Source organism: Halococcus salifodinae DSM 8989, from assembly GCF_000336935.1.
Classification (GTDB): domain Archaea; phylum Halobacteriota; class Halobacteria; order Halobacteriales; family Halococcaceae; genus Halococcus; species Halococcus salifodinae.
Genome location: NZ_AOME01000068.1, coordinates 1 through 17,703, shown reverse-complemented (window position 1 = coordinate 17,703; position 17,703 = coordinate 1). Strand labels below are relative to the sequence as shown.

17 protein-coding genes and 3 pseudogenes are annotated in these 17,703 nt (G+C 57.2%); 17 read left to right on the top strand and 3 right to left on the bottom strand.

What is annotated here, in order from left to right; translation table 11 throughout:
* The first annotated feature begins 30 nt into the window (after positions 1-30).
* The 9 genes and pseudogenes from C450_RS11935 to C450_RS11895 all read left to right on the top strand — a co-directional run bounded on the left by C450_RS11935 (position 31) and on the right by C450_RS11895 (position 7,732).
* Positions 31-792, top strand: a complete 762-nt coding sequence (locus C450_RS11935) for an ABC transporter ATP-binding protein (RefSeq protein ID WP_049910171.1) — start codon at positions 31-33, stop codon at positions 790-792.
* Positions 785-2,446, top strand: coding sequence for a hypothetical protein (locus C450_RS11930; protein ID WP_049910169.1), 1,662 nt, complete (start codon positions 785-787; stop codon positions 2,444-2,446). The genes C450_RS11935 and C450_RS11930 overlap by 8 nt, the downstream gene beginning before the upstream one ends.
* A gap of 56 nt (positions 2,447-2,502) precedes the next feature.
* Positions 2,503-2,736: pseudogene (locus tag C450_RS22980) on the top strand (hypothetical protein); the annotation flags it as partial.
* A gap of 204 nt (positions 2,737-2,940) precedes the next feature.
* A complete protein-coding gene (locus C450_RS20915; protein WP_161606962.1) occupies positions 2,941-3,786 on the top strand; it encodes a halocin C8-like domain-containing protein in 846 nt (281 codons plus the stop codon).
* A gap of 42 nt (positions 3,787-3,828) precedes the next feature.
* A complete protein-coding gene (locus C450_RS11915; RefSeq protein ID WP_005043707.1) occupies positions 3,829-4,212 on the top strand; it encodes a hypothetical protein in 384 nt (127 codons plus the stop codon).
* A 13-nt stretch (positions 4,213-4,225) separates the two neighbouring features.
* Complete coding sequence (locus tag C450_RS11910) at positions 4,226-4,702, top strand: SHOCT domain-containing protein (protein WP_241430397.1); 477 nt, start codon at positions 4,226-4,228, stop codon at positions 4,700-4,702.
* A gap of 73 nt (positions 4,703-4,775) precedes the next feature.
* Complete coding sequence (locus tag C450_RS11905) at positions 4,776-5,846, top strand: flavin-containing monooxygenase (protein ID WP_005043705.1); 1,071 nt, start codon at positions 4,776-4,778, stop codon at positions 5,844-5,846.
* 153 nt (positions 5,847-5,999) lie between these two features.
* Complete coding sequence (locus C450_RS11900; protein WP_049910168.1) at positions 6,000-6,683, top strand: IS6 family transposase; 684 nt, start codon at positions 6,000-6,002, stop codon at positions 6,681-6,683.
* Between the two features lie 164 nt (positions 6,684-6,847).
* The gene (locus C450_RS11895; protein ID WP_049910167.1) at positions 6,848-7,732 is read left to right on the top strand and encodes a UbiA family prenyltransferase; all 885 of its coding nucleotides are present in this window, start codon (positions 6,848-6,850) and stop codon (positions 7,730-7,732) included.
* Positions 7,733-8,034: 302 nt separating this feature from the next.
* On the opposite strand, the pseudogene C450_RS11890 reads toward C450_RS11895, so the two are convergent.
* Positions 8,035-8,544, bottom strand: a pseudogene (locus tag C450_RS11890) (transposase); the annotation flags it as partial.
* Positions 8,545-8,724: 180 nt separating this feature from the next.
* Between C450_RS11890 and C450_RS11885 the strand changes: the two are divergent.
* A complete protein-coding gene (locus tag C450_RS11885; RefSeq protein ID WP_005043700.1) occupies positions 8,725-9,717 on the top strand; it encodes an IS110 family transposase in 993 nt (330 codons plus the stop codon).
* 192 nt (positions 9,718-9,909) lie between these two features.
* Here C450_RS11885 and C450_RS11880 read toward each other — a convergent pair whose 3' ends face one another.
* Positions 9,910-10,803: an IS4 family transposase gene (locus tag C450_RS11880; RefSeq protein WP_005043698.1), complete on the bottom strand. Its 894-nt coding sequence runs from the start codon at positions 10,801-10,803 to the stop codon at positions 9,910-9,912.
* Positions 10,804-10,894: 91 nt separating this feature from the next.
* On the bottom strand, positions 10,895-11,737 hold the full coding sequence (locus C450_RS11875; protein WP_005043697.1) for a hypothetical protein: 843 nt from the start codon (positions 11,735-11,737) through the stop codon (positions 10,895-10,897).
* 186 nt (positions 11,738-11,923) lie between these two features.
* On the opposite strand from C450_RS11875, the gene C450_RS21660 reads away from it, so the two are divergent.
* The 7 genes and pseudogenes from C450_RS21660 to C450_RS11850 form a co-directional block, all read left to right on the top strand.
* Positions 11,924-12,859 (top strand): twin-arginine translocation signal domain-containing protein, encoded by a 936-nt coding sequence (locus C450_RS21660; RefSeq protein WP_152424491.1) that lies wholly within the window; start codon positions 11,924-11,926, stop codon positions 12,857-12,859.
* A gap of 122 nt (positions 12,860-12,981) precedes the next feature.
* Complete coding sequence (locus C450_RS11870; RefSeq protein ID WP_005043695.1) at positions 12,982-13,344, top strand: hypothetical protein; 363 nt, start codon at positions 12,982-12,984, stop codon at positions 13,342-13,344.
* Between the two features lie 401 nt (positions 13,345-13,745).
* Complete coding sequence (locus C450_RS11865) at positions 13,746-14,630, top strand: flavin-containing monooxygenase (RefSeq protein ID WP_275039281.1); 885 nt, start codon at positions 13,746-13,748, stop codon at positions 14,628-14,630.
* Positions 14,631-14,779: 149 nt separating this feature from the next.
* Positions 14,780-15,772 carry a UbiA family prenyltransferase gene (locus tag C450_RS11860; RefSeq protein WP_241430396.1) on the top strand — a complete coding sequence of 331 codons (993 nt, stop codon included), beginning with the start codon at positions 14,780-14,782 and terminating at the stop codon, positions 15,770-15,772.
* Between the two features lie 61 nt (positions 15,773-15,833).
* A pseudogene (locus C450_RS23705) lies at positions 15,834-16,088 on the top strand (helix-turn-helix transcriptional regulator); the annotation flags it as partial.
* Positions 16,089-16,091: 3 nt separating this feature from the next.
* Positions 16,092-16,637, top strand: a complete 546-nt coding sequence (locus C450_RS11855) for a transcriptional regulator FilR1 domain-containing protein (protein ID WP_152424490.1) — start codon at positions 16,092-16,094, stop codon at positions 16,635-16,637.
* A gap of 576 nt (positions 16,638-17,213) precedes the next feature.
* Positions 17,214-17,703: phage integrase SAM-like domain-containing protein (locus tag C450_RS11850; protein WP_005043690.1), on the top strand; the 490-nt coding region annotated here is incomplete at its 3' end.

Sequence of the window (17,703 nt, the reverse complement as noted above, 5' to 3'; positions counted from 1 at the left end):
GATTGAGAAACAATGGATGTTAGATAAAGTATGGGCGCGGTTGAGGCAAGGAGATTAACAAAACGGTATGGTGACGCGCTCGCTCTCAACGATCTTACTTTTTCAATTCCAGTAGGTGTTGTCTATGGATATCTGGGACCGAACGGAGCCGGGAAAACAACGACGATGCGAATACTGACGACGCTTACCCAACCAACGAGCGGGGCAGCATCTATCAACGGTACACCGATCACCGACAGAACAGCAGTAACACGCCAAATCGGATATCTCCCCGAAGCACCGCCACTCTACTACAATCTCACGGCCCACGAACAACTCGACCTCGCGGCTGGCCTGCGTGACCTCCCGGAGGACCAGGCGACAGACCGTATCCAGTCGTTACTTGATCGTCTTGATCTCCGCGAGGACGCAAACACCCGTATCGCGGATTACTCGACCGGAATGCGGCAGAAAACCGCGTTCATTCAGGCCATCCTCCACGAGCCCGCGGTCGTGTTCCTCGACGAACCGACCGCGGGCCTCGATCCGCGTGCCGCGCGCACACTCCGTGAGATGATCGTCGAACTCGCGGACGAGGGAACGACGGTGTTCCTCTCGACCCACATCTTACCGGTCGTCGAGGAAGTAGCTGACACAGTCGGCGTCCTGTACGAGGGACAGCTCGTCGCGGAAGGCACACCGACTGAACTCACGCACCGCGCAGAGACCGGTGACCACCAAACGCTTGAAGAGGCGTTTCTCGACCTGACGAGCGACGAATCCGACACCGTAGAGGCTGATGAGTATGACTGAGGCAAACTGGATGCGGCACAGCATCCAACTAGGGATCGTCGGCGTCCGGCGAATACTCCGTGGGCTTCGACGGAACCCATACCAAATCCGTCTTCTCACAGTCTCCGGCATCGCTCTCGGAATCTTCCTCGGCGGTATGGGCGTTCTCTTTGCCTTACTCTTGCGAACACTCGACGCCCCGATCTCGATTCCTAATGAGGTTCGCTTGACCGTGAGCGCCTTGTGGGTGGGTGTAGTGTGGTTTCTCGGTCAGCGGGCACTCTTGTACTGGCGGCGGCCAAAAGCTGAGGCATTTGTGCTCACAACCGTTTCAACCCGGACAGCGGCCGTCAGCATGCTCCTCACGGAATTTTTCGCTGCTTGTCTGTTCCTCGTGTTGCCAACAGTCTTGCTGGTCGGCGTCGTCGGGTATGCATTTCTCTCTCCGGTGAGTCTGTTGTTGGTTCCGCTGGCTGTCGGCCTGTTCGCGGCGAGTGCCACCGTCGTCGGGTACGCTCTCGGGTTTGTTTATCTGGTCGTGAACGCTCGCTCCCGCAGGTTTGCCACCCAACAGGGACAGCTGATTGTCCAACTCGTGTTGCTCGCAGTAATCGCGTATCTCGTTATCCAATTCCTCGGGGAGATTCCGGCCGTCTGGGATGTGACGTCGTTTGTGTGGCTCCCGACCAGTTGGCTCGTCGATCTGGCCAGTTTGGGGACACCTGTTTCGGCTTCGCTTGGTCGCGCGCTGGCTGGCGTACTCGGGAGCCTCGTCGTGATCGGTGGTGGGACTCTCGTCGTCGAGCACCTCGCGGGCACCTACTGGGTGACCGATCCCGGTAGTGCAACCCGCGATGACGGTGACACTGCACCTGAGCCCCGATCTCACGACAGCGGGACGCTGGCCGCTGGCATTTCGCCGCTCGTCATCCCTCGGTTTGTCGGGCGGCCGACGCAGCGGGTGGCGCAACTGGTGCTGCTCCGTCTCCGACGAGCACCCCGCCGACTACTGTTTCTCTTCACACTGGTCGTCTCGCTCGGGATCTATTTCGGCGTCGTCTACACGCAACTCGACGACCCGCTATCACTCGTGCCGGTCGTGTGTGCGCTGTTCTTCCCGTGGCTTGCGGGAGCCGCGTTCGGGTTGAACCCCCTCGGCGACGAAGGCACTGTCCTGCCAGCGACTCTTACGTCCTCAATTTCTGGGCGGCAGTTCGTGGGTGGTCTGATGCTTCCAGGACTACTATACGGCCTCCCGATCACAGTTCTGTGTACGCTCGTCGGAAGCATGATGAGTTCATACCCATTGGAGGTACAGGTGGGGTTCGTGTGTATCAGTGCGGTGCTGACTGTGGTTGCAGTCGGCCTCGCACCGGCGGTTGGTATGCACTCCCCGAGGTTCAGCGCGGTTACCATCAGTCAGAGCGGAGGGGTCGTCCCGCCAAGTATGACCGCGATAATCGTCTATTCCGTACTAGTAGGGCTTCTCGGTGGTGGCGCGATTTTCGCGCTCCTTGCGCCGGCATCTCTCTTCGAATTCGTTACGGGTAGTTTGGTTTCGGTCGGACTGCTGCGCATCGGGAGTATTACGGGTGTGCTGGGTATAGCGTTAGTGCTGGTGAGATGGAGTTATCGCAATACAGCCCGACGGTTTCGACAATACACACTTGATTGATCGTAGGCTACTCACAGGCGAAATAGGCCGAATACCTCGGATTCTCCATGCCGAATCACGCCACCGCCGCGTTCTTCGAGATTCCCGACTCCGCGATCCAGAGCATCCTCGCGCGAGCCGAAGCGAACTACGACGTTCCGTTCGACAACGATCAGTGGCGGCTCGAACGCGCAAAGGTTGACGTCGGCGAGAAGGACCGCCGCAAGCGCGCTCACGACGAGGGCGATGAGGAGATTGACGATGGTATAGGGCGTACACCGATCCTCGCCGGTGTGTTCTGGTTGCTGTAAGCGCCCAACGACTGACATCGAAGCGTACTACACTGACCATCGGTTTCATTTCATCCACGCTGATGGTCCCCAGATGTGGCTATTCGCTCAGCGACGTGAAAATCATCACCGATGAGCAGCCGGGCGTTCGTGCTGAAATCGCCAACGTTGCACAATCTCTCCTGCGGTGAGATAACATCGGGAAGGGGTGTAGGAGGAGTTGCGATGTCCGAAGAAGACAACGCGGACGGAAGCGGTTCCGAGAGGAACAAAACCCCGATCAATCGGCGTACCTTCGTCAGGAATCTTGGCGTTGCAGGAGGGGCCGCAGCCTTCGGTGGGCTGGGTACGACTACTGCCTCTGCGAAAACTAACGAGGCGATCCAACAGGATTTCAGCCAAACTGAACTGACGGAGGGAGACGCAGAAAAGGCTCTGCAGTCGCTCACAAGGACCAACGAGTTCGAGCAGCTTCGCAGGTCCATCCGAGAACAAGGGTTCGAGCTAGATCCAAGCTCACTGACCGCTCACCGATCTTCCTACCGTGGCAACGCACGCACGTTGGTGTCGATTCCACTCCGCCACGATAGCGACCATCGCCTCATCATCGGTCGAGATGACAATACTGACGAAGTCGTGACTGCCACGTTGGAACAAAAAACGGTCGGCGAAGCTAAGACAGAAATCGAACTCAGTCAGGTTCCGTCACTCGCCCAACAGAGTGAGTTTCCCACGGCAGAGAGTACGAACAACGATGGGCTCGTTACGACGACGCTCGTCGTTGAGGGAAAACCGAACGACATCTCCGTCTCAACGGGAGACGGAACGCCGGAGGTAACTCCGAACGGCATTTACTGCTTCAACTGTCGTTTCCTTGCTGCCCTCATCTGTGACGTCGGCTGTGCGTCAGGTACGGCATATATCTGTGGACTCGCCTCGGTCGTAACGAGTGCGATCGGACTTGCGGCCTGTCTCGGGGTTTCGGGTGCTATCTGTCGGGTGATCGGCTTCGTCGGCTGTGGGATACCGTCGCGAGGTATCTGCTGCCGAGCCGGTGGCTGGTGTTGCTGAACGAAGATTCAAGACCAAATACCCTCAATCGAACAGTAATTCATGGACTATACTGCCACGAACACGAAACTCCGTCTCGTCGCCGTTGTCTTCGGGCTCTGTGGCGTCGTGTTGTTCGGGGTCGCGCGGTGGGTCCCCGACATCGACAGTACGACGATAGCCGCTGGCTTCGGTATTGGGGCCGTTGTTATCTTCGTTGTCGGGGTGCTGCTCAGCGAGCTCTGGCACGCTGTGGCGAGTGCTCTCACGCCAGCGCTCGTAGGCGTGTTGGTTACTGTCTTCCCTGAGAGCATACAGACGATGGCCCTGCTCATTATCGCTGGCGCTGTCGTCGAAGTGCTCCTCGTGCCGGTGTATGTACGAATCGGCGAATCCGGGGCGTCAGCCGGCAAGAAGGCTAACGCGGACAGCGATTCCTCGAAATAGGCTGCTCCCAACGATGCCAGCTCAAAACCCAACCCAAGAGATGCTCAAGAACGAAGACCACTGGTTTACGCTCATCGTTGCCGTGGTGACGGTGGGAGGACTTGCACTGATATCCAACCTCCCGTGGTTCTGGCTGTTAGTGGTGGGGATGGTGGTTTCGGGAGTGATTGAATTTGCTATCAAGGAGATTCCGTCCGACCCTGAAAACTACGATCCGGAGCAGTATCGGCTATGGGACGCCGGATTCGGACGTGACTCCGAGATCAGTGATGACGAACGACGGAACAGGCCTTACGCCGAGAACCGAGCTACTGGGAGCGAATCGGGTCGCTCCACGCCCGACGGGCTCGAAGCGTTGCGTGACCGCTACGCCCGCGGTGAACTCACCGAAGACCAGTTCAAGCGGAAAGTGGATCATCTCCTCGAAACGGACACACCGGAGAACGCGGCAAATTGGCGCGAAACCGAGCGTGAAGCGCTCCAGAAATGAACGTCGGCTCGACGGACAGTACCAACCCGATCAGACCGGACGATTTCAGCATTCACTACGAACAACGACGTGCATGGGTGATCCATTCCAACACCTAGATACCATCGTGATCGGCGGCGGCCAGTCCGGCTTGGCCGTCGGGTACTATCTGAACCAGCACGACCGCGAATTCGTCGTTTTCGACGCCAGTGATCGGATCGGGGATGCGTGGCGGCACCGCTGGGATTCACTCCAACTGTTCACGCAAGCTCAGTACAGCAGCCTGCCGGGACTCCCGTTTCCAGCTCCGGATAACCATTTTCCCACGAAGGATGAGGTAGCCGATTACCTCGAAACGTATGCCTCAACGTTCGATCTTCCGGTGTGCCTCGGGACGACCGTCGAAACACTCAGTCAGCAGGATGGACGCTACGTGGTCGAGATCGAGACCGAGCGGGGCTCACAGCCAATCACCGTCGAGAACGTCGTGGTGGCGACCGGCGCGTTCGCTACCCCGAACGTGCCCGCGTTTAATGACACCCTCGATCCGGCCATCACGCAGTTCCATTCAACCGCCTACCGCAATCCCGAACAGATTTCTGAGGGGGCTGCGCTCGTCGTCGGAGCTGGCAACGCCGGAGCTGAGATCGCCACCGATCTGGCGGCAACAGGCCAACAGACGTTTCTCTCCGGGCCGGAAACCGGCTCGATACCGCTTCGACTGTTTAATAGCCGTCTGTTCTGGTGGCTGGGCCGCAACGTCATCACGGCGGGCTCGTGGCTCTGTAAGAGGATCGAACAGCGAAGCCGCGCACGCGGCGATCCGCTGGTTCGGCTCACTGAACCCGAGATCCGGCAGGCGGGCGTCAAGCGGGTCCCCCGGACGCAGGGTGTCAAGAACGGCAGGCCGGTACTCGACGGGGAGCCCCTTGAGGTGGCGACCGTAGTATGGGCAACTGGATTCCAGCCGGACTACAGTTGGATCGACCTCCCGGGACTCCGATTCGATGCGGGTGGCTACCCGATAAACGATCGCGGCGTCGTACCGGAACAACCTGGTCTGTACTTCATCGGACTGCCATACCAATCGACGGTCGTTTCAGCCTCTCTTGGTGGGGTCGGTGCGGACGCCCGGCACGTTGTTGATCATCTCTGTACCAACTGATCACGAGCGACCGACTGTTCCTTGACCGACCGCTCGTATCAGGATATGCTATTTTTGGCATCAGTAGTGTCAGATTTTTAATACAGACCATCCCGCGGCACTGTTAACTTAGTCGGCTGAAGTGAGTGGAGTTCCTCCGTACATGATAGGGCCATGATAGAGGAACTCCGATTGGCAGATGGGGACGCCAGCACTGTACCGTTTTTGGACGGGGAGCGCACGCCAGCCGGCCTGATCCGGCTGGCGTGCGCGTTGCATGCTTCAGCCGCCTCACTCGCCGAAATCCGCGACATGTTAGGCTGGTTCGGCGTCGACCGCAGCCGCCCCGCTATTCGTAACTGGTGCCAGTCGTTCGCCGAGTCTCACGAGCAGACGTTCACCGCCGAACCTGATCGCGTTGCGGTCGACGAAAAACAGGTTCAGCTGGCCGAAGAGCGCGAAGTCTGGCTCTACGCGGCGATCGATATCGATTCGAAAGTCGTACTCCACGCACGACTTTCTGAACATCGTGGAACCGACCCAGCAACGTCGTTCCTCCGCGAATTACAAGAGAAACACCGCGTCTCCGACGCGGAGTTTCTCGTCGACGGCATGGGCTATCTGACTGCTCTCGCAAAGACTGATCTCAGCGGTCAGCTTGACTACACCGACCGCAACATCGTCGAGAAGCTGTTTCAGACGTTCACGATGCGGATCGAACGGTTTCACGAAACCTGGAACGGCAGTCAGCCAAGCGCCGAGCGCTGGCTGACTGCCTACGCCTACTACTACAATCACCTCCGGAGCCACCAAGCGCTTGACAATCAACCGCCGGTCGAAGCTGCGGGGCTAAGTTAACAGTGCCCATCCCGCAGTTATATAAAATCTCAAACATGATGAAATACCCAGAAGCGTGAATTTCTACCACAGATGATGTGATATTTTTGCTCGGCTAATGCTTTGCTATGGCCCCACATCACGGGAGTTCGAACGGCACTCCCAGCCCCACTTCCTTATTCCGGTTGATCCGCGATTTCGCAACAATCAACCGCCTCCCCGAGACGATCGGCTACAACGTTGCGTATCTCGGTGTCGGTATCGGCCTCGCAACGACATCGCGTGGAGTCACGGCGTTCGGTTCGAATTGGGATATGCTCTTAATGGGCTTTCTCGCCGCCATGCTTTCGAAGATGCAGGCATCCGTAGCAGACGTGATTCACGACCGTGAACTTGATCGAGGGAACCCGGAAAAATCTCGTATCCCCAATGCACTTGATCGACTGGGAATCGAGGGGTCGCTGACGATACTTGTCGCCGAACTGATCGGCGGTGTCTTTCTCTGGGGCTGGATCGCGGTTTCCATACACATGCCCGCGTATCTTGGGTTCGGCGCGGCCATGTGTCTCTTAGGATTTATTTACACCTACCCGCCGAGGATCAAGGAGCGCGGATTGTTTAACCATCTGACAACCACCGTCGTAGACGTTGGGTGCGTAGCGGTCTTCTTTTTCATCGCTGGTGGATCCACCGTCGGAGGACAGGAAATCGCGGTGCTTACTGTCGTGTTCCTGTACGCCTTCGGCTACCACGTTTCCCACCAAGCAGCAGACACCTACTACGATCGGGTTCACGGCATTTCGACATTCACCCAACGCCTCGGTGTCTGGCGGAGCGTGTTGCTCGCGGGCGTCTCGACGGCGCTCGCCGCACTTATCAACATCTATTACGCGCTGTTTCTGGCTGGAGGGATACTGTTGCTCTTTGCACTCTGTTATTTATATGTGGCTCTCCGAATACGGAACACCAAACAGCAGGTGCAATCCGATCGCGTCTCTCGCTGGTTCAGCATCGGCCTCTGGGGTACGATAATGAATTCTTCGATAGTCATTGACCTCGCGCTGTTGTGAGCTACATGTACAATCTCTCATGGAGGCGGGCAATGGTTTATGTTGCTCTGGCCGAAACACTACGTTGATGTCTGGTCGTGGGAGTCCAGATCACTGGTTATCGCTTTAGGTCAGAATGAACGTTCTGTGCGGAATCTGGCCTGCTGATCGCTGTAGAATTTCTCAAAGATGGAGAACGAAGGGACGAATCAAGATCGATATTGCTGGCGTCAACTGATCTCAAGTCGGTTTCCCTTCAGAAACGCGCCTAATCGAGAGCGTTGCCACTCAATACGAAGTTTTCCCGGCTCGGCTGACGGTCGTCAGCCGGGCCGGATCGTCGCCAGTTCACCCGCGTTTCGCACGTTCGGATCGACGCTTCCGTGAGCCACTCGCTCCGTGAGCGCGTGGCGATCCACGTTCGGGTCGATCGCTCCCTCGACGATCGCGGACCCGGCCCCGTCCCACCCATACCCGAGCTGTTCAGCCAATATCCGCAGCAAATCACCGCTAAACAGGTTGATTCGCTTGGAAAACCTCACCGGCTCGATCCGATCTTCCTCCTCGACTGATCGCTGTGAGGCGGGTCCGAGCCGTGCTCGTACCCGCCGCAGTAGATACCGACTCACCAGCACCATCAACAGCGCCGCCATCATGAAACACTCAACTGCTGCCTCCCGTCGCACCGTCATTTCGTCCAACTCGAACACTGATTTCAGCTCGTCGATGACCGTTTCGATGCTCCAGCGGTTGCTGTACAGCGCCGCGAGTTCTCGCGGCGCGAACGCGTCTGCTGGGAGATTCGTCGCATACAGAATCCATGAAAATCCCGCGCTTAAGCCCCTGGGCGTGAACAAGAGACACAGGGGCTGGTTGAGACCGCACTATCATCGGTGCATCAAGCACGCGACTACAGGATGGTCCTAACCGTGATAAGAAGCGAAATCTTGTGCCACCGAGCACGAATACGAGGCTTTCCTGTTCACGCCACAGCCCCAGCGGAAACGTCAACCATGTTCTTGGGAATCGACCTTCACGACCACGAAGCGCAAGTTGCCGTCGTGGACGACGACGGCAACTTGCAAGAGGAGATTCGCCTACCAACCAACCGACTCGACGAACTCGCCGAAGAGTACGCTGGCGGTGAGGCGGCTATCGAGGCATCGAGTCATTACCGCGCCGCCTACGAGATGCTCGACGAGCATCTCGACGTGACGGTAGCGAACCCATCAGAGAACCGGGTGATCGCCGATGCGACAGTCAAGACTGACCGTCTTGATGCCAAACGGCTCGCACACCTGCTTCACACTGGGTGGATAGCCGAGAGTTACGTGCCAGAGGACGAGATCCGCGAACTGCGGGATCTCGCCCGAGCACGCAGGTCGCTCGTCAAGGAACGGACTGCGGAGAAAAACCGCGTCAGGGCGGTCCTCAAGCGGACCAACAACACCTACGACAGCGAATTGTTCGGTCCTACCGGACGAGAGTTCCTGGCGGAACTCTCTCTGAGCAGTCCTGATCGAACGATTATTGAGGCCCATCTGGCCGTGATCGACGAACTGGATGAGCAGATGGAGATGCTGGAAGAGAAGATCGAACGGCGAGTGTTGGAATCGCCAGCAGCGCAGCTGCTGCTGACGATTCCGGGAGTTGGGCAGACGACGGCTGCGGTGATCGTGGCGGAGTTGGGTGAGATCGATCGGTTCGACACTGACAAGGAGGTAGTGAATTACGCAGGGCTGGATCCGATGGTGCATCAGTCGGGTGAGACGGAGATCCATGGGAGTATCAGCAAGAAGGGCCCAGGCGCGTTGCGCTGGGCCCTGGTAGAGTCGGCGCGGATTGCGGTGCGGTGTGAGGAGTACTTCGGGAATTTCTATACGCGGTTGAAACAGAAGAAGAACGATCAGATCGCAATCGTAGCAACGGCTCGGAAGCTCCTGGTATCGGTCTTCTACATGCTGAAGCGAAACGAGCCATTCGATCCACCGGAGGCAGCCACGTAAGGACCGATTCAGCGACAGCCGGTAACCGCCCCGCCGCCCAGCCACAGCTCCGCAAGAGGATGTCTCCGCTTGCCGGGTCCTTCACCAACTATATCCGGTCGTTGTGCGGTGATTTTGACGTTGCTCACGGATGAACCGAATCCATCCGAACATTTAATGTCGAGTACGTGGCTAGTTTCGCCTGCGGGATTTTCATACGAGGTGATAGTCGTGATCGGCCTCGACCTCCTCCGTCCGGTGATCGTCCTCGTCATTTTCGTGGCGGACGCCGACGACTCGAACATCGTAGGGAAGGTGCGGATCGTCCTGATCCGCACCGACCGTCCCCGTTGAATCGATAATCTGCCGATAGAGGTCGGGCAGCACCTCCTGGAGGTGGCTGCCCTCCAGATCGATCGTATCACCACACCAGGTTCGGAGCTCATCGATGATCTCAGGGTTTGCGTCGACGTTGAGTCGGCTCACGAACCAGCCGCCATTGCGGTCAATCCGTGCCAATCTCGCGTAGTCGAGGTAACCGAGATCGAATAGGACCAGAGAATCTTCGACCCAGTCACCGATCTGGAGCTGCGTGGTTTCTTGGGTGCGAGCGTCAGTGATCGACGAAAAGACCGGAGCTCGCGAGGCGAGCGACTCGATCACGTGGAGCTTCGCTCCAGCGTGATCGTCACCTAATCCGGGGAACTCCTCGAAGGATTCCGCAGAGAGCGTACAGATGGTCCCATCCGAGATGAAGACATCTCGGAAGCGCTCGAAGCGGCCTTCGAGCGCTGATTCTGTTTGTCCAAGCTCGACGCTGATGTAGCCGCAGATGTCTCCAAGTAGCTCGGTGAGTTCAGCTGTAACCCACTGCTGAATGGACGAATACGCAACGGAATCGTTGGTGAAAGCCTTGTAGAGGTCTTGAACGGCAGCGAGAGACCCGTTGGATTGGGTAGTGCCGAACGTGAACGACCAGAAGAACGGAAAAGCGTCGATGAATCGGTCGCGTTCAACGAGGTCGGTAGCGCGAGCGTGCTCGCGCACCGACCGTGGCGGAAGCAGATACCGGAGTTCTTGGCCGAGGATATGGAGCCATCGATCCATGAGTTCCGGCTAACGCGGGAGACAGTAGCGCCTGCTGATCCGGACGAATCCTTAAGCGATAACGAGTGTGCGTCAACGGGGTACTCGACACTTAGGCGGGGCTTGCTTGTGACTCAGATCCGGCCGCAACGGTCTCGTTCCATTCCATTTCGAAGAGGCGAGCATCGCAGTCCTGACAGGCAGAAGCGATCACATCATACGAGCGGCAGCACGACTCGACAACTTCTTGCTCTACTTGCACAGGGCCGTTGCACTCAGGACACTGTTCGATAAAGACCCGAAGGCTCATTAGCACGCGCGCAGTCTCGGCTGGCCTCAGCTCGTCCCACGTAGGCGATCGGTTACTGAGTTCAGTCGCAGCGGCGACATCGGCGATGGTCGCCGCTCCTGAAGACCACTGCCCGATTACCGTCTCATCGGTATGGGCAACGTACGCTTCACCACGCCGTTCGATCGTGATGTCGTTTGTTTGGAGAGGGACCCCAAGCGCGCCCGCGAGGTATTCCTCGTTGAGGTCGTGTTCACCGGCGGTCGAGATTCGCTCGCGCCATGCGTGCTGGAACTCGTTAGTGAGACGGAGGTCGGTTCCGTCTCGATCCGGTTCGACCGCGCCAGCATCGAGGAGCACCCGCTCGGGATCGACGTTGATGGGTTCGTCACCCAGCGGTGCGGTCGAGTCCGTATCTTTGTCGAACCATCGGAGAACGCGCTCGGGGAAGTAGCGTTTCGTGAGCGTGGGTGTCCCGGGAACGAGGTACCCGCGCAGGTAGATTGCCCCGACCGAAAGGACGAACACGCCGAGCCCGCCGACCGTCGAGATGATCGCCAGAAGGGCGCTCACGACGATGGCGATGAGGAGGTTGACAGCGGTGCAGGGCGTACAGCGATTCTCGCCCGTGTATTCTGGTTGCTGAAATCGATCAATGACTGACATCGAAGCAGACTACGCTGACCGTCGGTTTCATCTCATGGACGCCGATGGTTCCCAACTGTGGGCATTCGCTCAGGAACGTGAAAATCATCACTGATGAACAGACGGGCGTTCGTGATGAGGTCGCCAGTGTTGGACAATCTCCCCTGCGGTGAGGTAACATAGTGAGGGGGTGTAGATGGTGGTGCGATGTCCGAGAAAGACAGAGCGGACGAGACGGCAGAGGCAGAGAACCACAGTTCAGTGAATCGACGGCGGTTCGTCAAAGCACTCGGTGCTACCGGTGCCGCTGTTGGATTTTCAGGAATGGCATCGGCGGACGAATCGGAATGGGTTTCTGCTAGTAAGAAGCGAATCGAACGCCTCCGGCAGGCCCCTCGGGTTGCATCTCTTCGGAAAGAGCTGAACGGCCTCAAAATCACTTCCAACAATACACTATTTAATGACTTCGAAAGTGATGGGACTGGACTCACAGCAACAAAGGTAACGACTCACAGCGGAACACTCTGGTTCGGCGAGACAGATGAGGGTAATACAACAGCACGGTTCGATTTCGACACCAACCCCGACCTCAACAGCGACCGGGACCGGCTGCCTCGTCAGTACCGAGACATTCCTGACGAGGTTGAGGCCGCTCTCATAGCGAAACATAATGATGTGATTTTCCGTCGTAGTGCGACTGAGAGCGAACATCGCGCTATTGCCGAAGCAACAGGCCTTGAAACTCAAAATTCAGTCGCTGCAACAGGGAGCGATATAGATGGATACTACATTATGTCGCGCGATCCCGATTCGCCGGTAGAGTACCGAGTCACTGTTATAGGCGCGGCAGAGTCCAGCATGACGGGCGAAATCGACCATGCGGATCTCGTGGTCGATTCGGTACAGAAAGTAACCGATGAGACGGATAAAATCAATGCACAGGCGAAGTGTGTCACTCCTTGTGCAGCCTGCGTAGTGAGTGTCGCTGGCAACTGTGTTCCATGCTATTTCACTTGTGCCGGTTCTCCAACTGGTATAGGTGCAATCGCATGCGTCTATTGTCTCAAAGTGAGATGTCAACTCGCAACCGGTGGTCTATGCGTGATCTGTTTAGACTGTGCCGAGAAAAACGGATACATCTGAAATCATCCGCCGTACTATGATACAGAAAGGTATATATTATCTGGTGTTCGATAATTAATACATTACACCCAACAACCCACACGCAAGACCAGAACAAAGCAATCTAGCGAGAAATCGAAAAAATGAAACAAAAGTGGCTGCTCTGGTATGGAGTATTGCTCTCGATAATAGCTTTTCCTGCAGCAGCTTTGATTGACCCTACTGGTTTCGTCTTACTTGCATTTTCAGGCATCATCTTCGTTATATCTGGATTGAAACAAGAAACCAACATAGGGCCTTGGCAAATTCCATGGTGGCAGGTCGGCGGTGTTGGATTTTTGGCGCTCATTCCTAGCTTCTGGCTAATAGTATTCTCAGTTTATACCGGGACAGAAATTCCGCTAATCTACGTCTTCACCGTGCTTGTTAGCGATATGACTTTCGTCGGTATAGCGATTGAACTTCTCATTGGTGGCCGTTATTTATTTCCAGATATGACCAGTTAGTGGACTTAACGATTCCCGAAACCCAACTGAGCAAACAGCAGCGCGATTTCCTCATATTATCAGATAGATAACAGGGAATGATTGGTTATTTTGTGATGGATACGTATTACTGACTTTTAAGAGATATAGTCAGGAGATGTTCGGATCCAGATCACCACCCGTCATATTACGATAACTCCAATCGCGGCTATCAGTACTACAAGGATTCCATATCTCAAAAATCTGAACCGGGCAGGTGGATTGTTCATGCACGACTGAGCTCCAAATCTATATCGATCGGCGAGAAGCATTTTCCTATCACTTGAGTACGCGGAGACGCATCGCGTTGCCGGTCACACCAATATCTATTCTGACATCAGCCGCGAGCAGTGCCAATCACGTTGGCACGGAGCTGAGGGGGACTGCGACAACGAGTTCGGCCTCGACGACCAGACGACACATATTGTTCGACAAAAGACGAGGTGGCCGACTACCTCGAAACGTATGCCGCGACGTTCGAGCTTCCAGTGTGTCTCGAAACGACCGTCGAAGCCCTCGGTCAGCAGGACGGACACTACGTGGTCGAGACCGAACAGGAGGCTCGGCAAGTCACCGCCGAGAACGTCGTGGTGGCGACCGGCGCGTTCGCTACCCCGAACGTACCGGCGTTCGGCGACGAACTCGATCCGACTATCACGCAGTTCCATTCGACCGCCTACCGCAATCCCGAACAGGTTTCTGAGGGGGCTGCGCTCGTCGTCGGTGCTGGCAACGCCGGAGCCGAGATCGCTACCGATCTAGCGGCGACGGGCCGACGAACGTTCCTCTCCGGACGAAAAACCGGCTCGATCCCGCTCAGCGTCTTCAACAGCCGTCCGTTCTGGTGGTTGGGGCGCGACGTCATCACCGCGGACTCGTGGCTCTGTAAGAAGATCGAGCAGCGGAGCCGCGCACGCGGCGACCCACTGGTTCGACTCACTGAGCGGAAGATACAACAGGCGGGTGTCGAGCGGGTCGCCCGGACGCAGGGCGTCAAGGACGGTAAGCCTGTACTCGACGGGGAGCGCCCTCTTGGTGTGGCAAGCGTGGTCTGGGCAACGGGATTCCAGCCCGATTACGGATGGATCGACCTCCCGCGACTCCGATTCGATGGGGGCGGCTACCCGGTTCACGACCGTGGCGTCGTCCCGGCACAACCCGGACTGTATTTCATCGGCCTGCCGTACCAATCGACGCTCGTTTCGGCCTCCCTCGGTGGTGTCGGGGCGGACGCCCGGTACGTCGTCGACCACCTTCGTACCAACTGACCTCGGAGTACCGTCGTCGCTCCACCAACCGCGTGTGCCACGCCGTGCTCCCTATTCTTCTCAGATGTCTCGAAGCACTCCCGATACGAACAGTCACCTTGCGTTCGTACCTCTGTTCAAACATGATAAAATCCTCAGCGACGTACGTTTTGTTCACAGATAGTATAATATCCGGTTTCAACGAATGCCTTGCTATGGCTTCACACCATGGGACTCCGACCGCTACCTCTACGTCCAGTTCCACACCTTCGGTTCAGTTGTTCCGTGATTTCGTGACGATCAACCGCCTCCCCGAGACGATCGGCTACAACCTCGCGTATCTCGGTGTTGGCGTTGGTCTCGCAACGACGTCGCGTGGGCTCACGTCGCTCGGTTCGAACTGGGACCTGCTTTTGGTGGGCTTTCTCGCCGCCATGCTCTCAAAGATGCAAGCGTCCGTCGCGGACGTGATCCACGACCGCGACCTCGATCGGGAGAACCCGGAGAAATCCCGCATCCCCGACGCACTCGACCGACTGAGTATCAAGGGGTCGATGACAATCCTTGCCGCCGAGCTGATCGGTGGTATGTCCCTTTGGGGCTGGATCTCGGTTTCCATGCATGCGCCCGTGTACCTCGGGTTCGGCGCGGCGACGTGTCTGTTAGGGTTCGTCTACACCTACCCGCCGAGGATCAAAGAACGAGGGCTGTTTAATCATCTGACTACCACCGCCGTGGACGTCGGGTACGTAGCGGTCTTCTTTTTCATCGCTGGTGGATCCATCGTTGGGGGACAGGAAATCGCGGTGCTGGCTGTCGTGTTCCTGTACGCCTTTGGCTACCACGTTGCCCACCAAGCAGCGGACACCTACTACGATCGGATCTACGGCATTTCGACGTTTACTCAGATGCTCGGTGTTCGACGGAGCGTGTTGTTCGCGGGCGTTTCGACGGCGCTTGCCGCGCTTATCAATATCTACTACGGGTTGTTTCTGGCTGGGGGGATGTTATTGCTCTTCACCCTCTGTTATTCATATATTGCTCTCCGAATACGGAACACCGAACCGAAGGTGCAATCCGATCGCGTTTCTCGCTGGTTCAGCATTGGCCTCTGGGCTACGGTAATGAACTCCTCGATGGTGCTTGACCTCGCACTGCTGTGAGCGACGTGTGCGATCTCTCGTGGTAGGGAGGCACTAATTTATGTCGCTCTAGCCAAATACCATGTCAATGCCTGACCACGGGAGTCCAGATCCGCTGAAGGATACGGTCTACAAGCGCGGTGAACTCCTGTGTGCTATCGACGAACAACCGCGTGCGAAGCCCGCACTTACCGAGGCGATCGACGCTTCTCGATCGACCGTCGATCGAGGGGTAACCGAATTACTCGAGGCTGACTGTATCGAGCGCCACGGCAGCAAATACTCTCCGACCTTGTTGGGGACCTTATCCTGCACTCGCTATCGGAGGTATCGCTCGAACGTGAGCGCCCTCGATAACACACAGGAAATCGTCTCCAGTTTGCCCCCTGCCACAGCGCTGAGCACGACCTTTCTCAAAGGAGCTGACGTTCACCCGGCCGATCCTGCGGGACCCGAAGCTGCGCTTCAACCAGCCGTCGATCTCTTAGCGGACGCGAAGCGCTTGCTCGGACTCGCTCCCGTCAAGATTTCGTTGTACGTCGACCTGATCTGCGAACACGCGACGGCGAATAACCTCTCCGCCGAGATCATCGTCGAAGAAGGCACGCTGCAACCACTCTTGCGAAAGGACGAGAAACGACTCCGGGAACTCGCCGCGGATGGCCAGATAGAGATACTCGTTAGCGACGAAGTCCTCCGATATGCACTCTGGTGGATGAAGTCCTCCCAACAGACCGTCGCTGGTGCAACGGTCTACGGAGACGGCGGTATCAAAGGCCTCATGCTCAATTCCGCGCCGGAGGCTGTCGAGTGGGCTCAAAACGAATACGAACGCCGACGCGAAGCGGCCGAAAACAGGCCGATCGACGAACTTCTCGACGGGTAGCGTTCTCTCCGATCGTTCATTATCCATTAAAGCGTCACCGTGCCCTGACTTCAGTCCGACTGACCAGCAGTGAGCCGAGGGCTATGGCGAGGAACACCGTCTCAGGACATCGGTGCCTATACCGATGTGCTCAGATCGGTTCTTCGCGTGACGGTCACGGAACGGGGTAGCCTCAACTGGGCAATCTCAGCTACGAACTGATGACGTCGGGTGGCCAGCGTAAGGGTACGGGGCCATCAGGCCAATGATCTGCGGTAAGCAAGCCACATTCGAATTATCATTTATCTGTTGGTTTGTAGAAATCCAAACGCCTGATCTCTGCTTGTCGGTTGGCTGAGTTTCGATAAACCACTATGGAGTGTATGAGGGCGGGTTCTGGGGTTATACGGCCTGAGATAAGTGAAATCGGTGGAATTGGCAGACCTACACGTTACTCGTGCTTAATCGAATAAGGACGAGTACTTTTACAGGCACCCCCGCCCTCTGGCACAGCACACCAGATGCGACAACCCAGAACCCGGGTTACTCGTCCCGAGACTAGCGACCAGGCGACCGAACGCAACGGAGGTTCGTAGCGTGGTCCGCATCGACGCCGTCATTGAGGACTTCCTGACGGACAAGGGGAAAGGTCAGCGCGGCGAGAGCGGGAACTACCGCCAGGATGCAGATCGGGAGCTCGGCCGGTTCATCGACTTCCTCGCTGATCACGAGGACGTCGTGACGACGTTCGAGAAGCTTGACTCGGGCCACCTCCGCGAGTACGCGCGCCACCTCGCCCGCCAGGGCTGGACCGCGGGAACAGTGCGCACCTACTATGCATACATCTCGGCGTTCTGTGGCTGGGGAGTTCGCGAAGGTCATCTCCCTGAGAACGTCGCCCAGCGGCGCAACGCGACCGAGCCGATTCCCGACAATGGCGGTCACCAGAGCGGCGACCAGCAGGCGTGGTCCGCCGAGGATCGCCAACAGCTCACCACGTTCGTCGACGAGCAGGCTAGCACCGCGATCGACGATGTCGGCGAAAATCGAGAGGCAGTGATCAAAGCCTGCCGTGACCGCGCGCTGG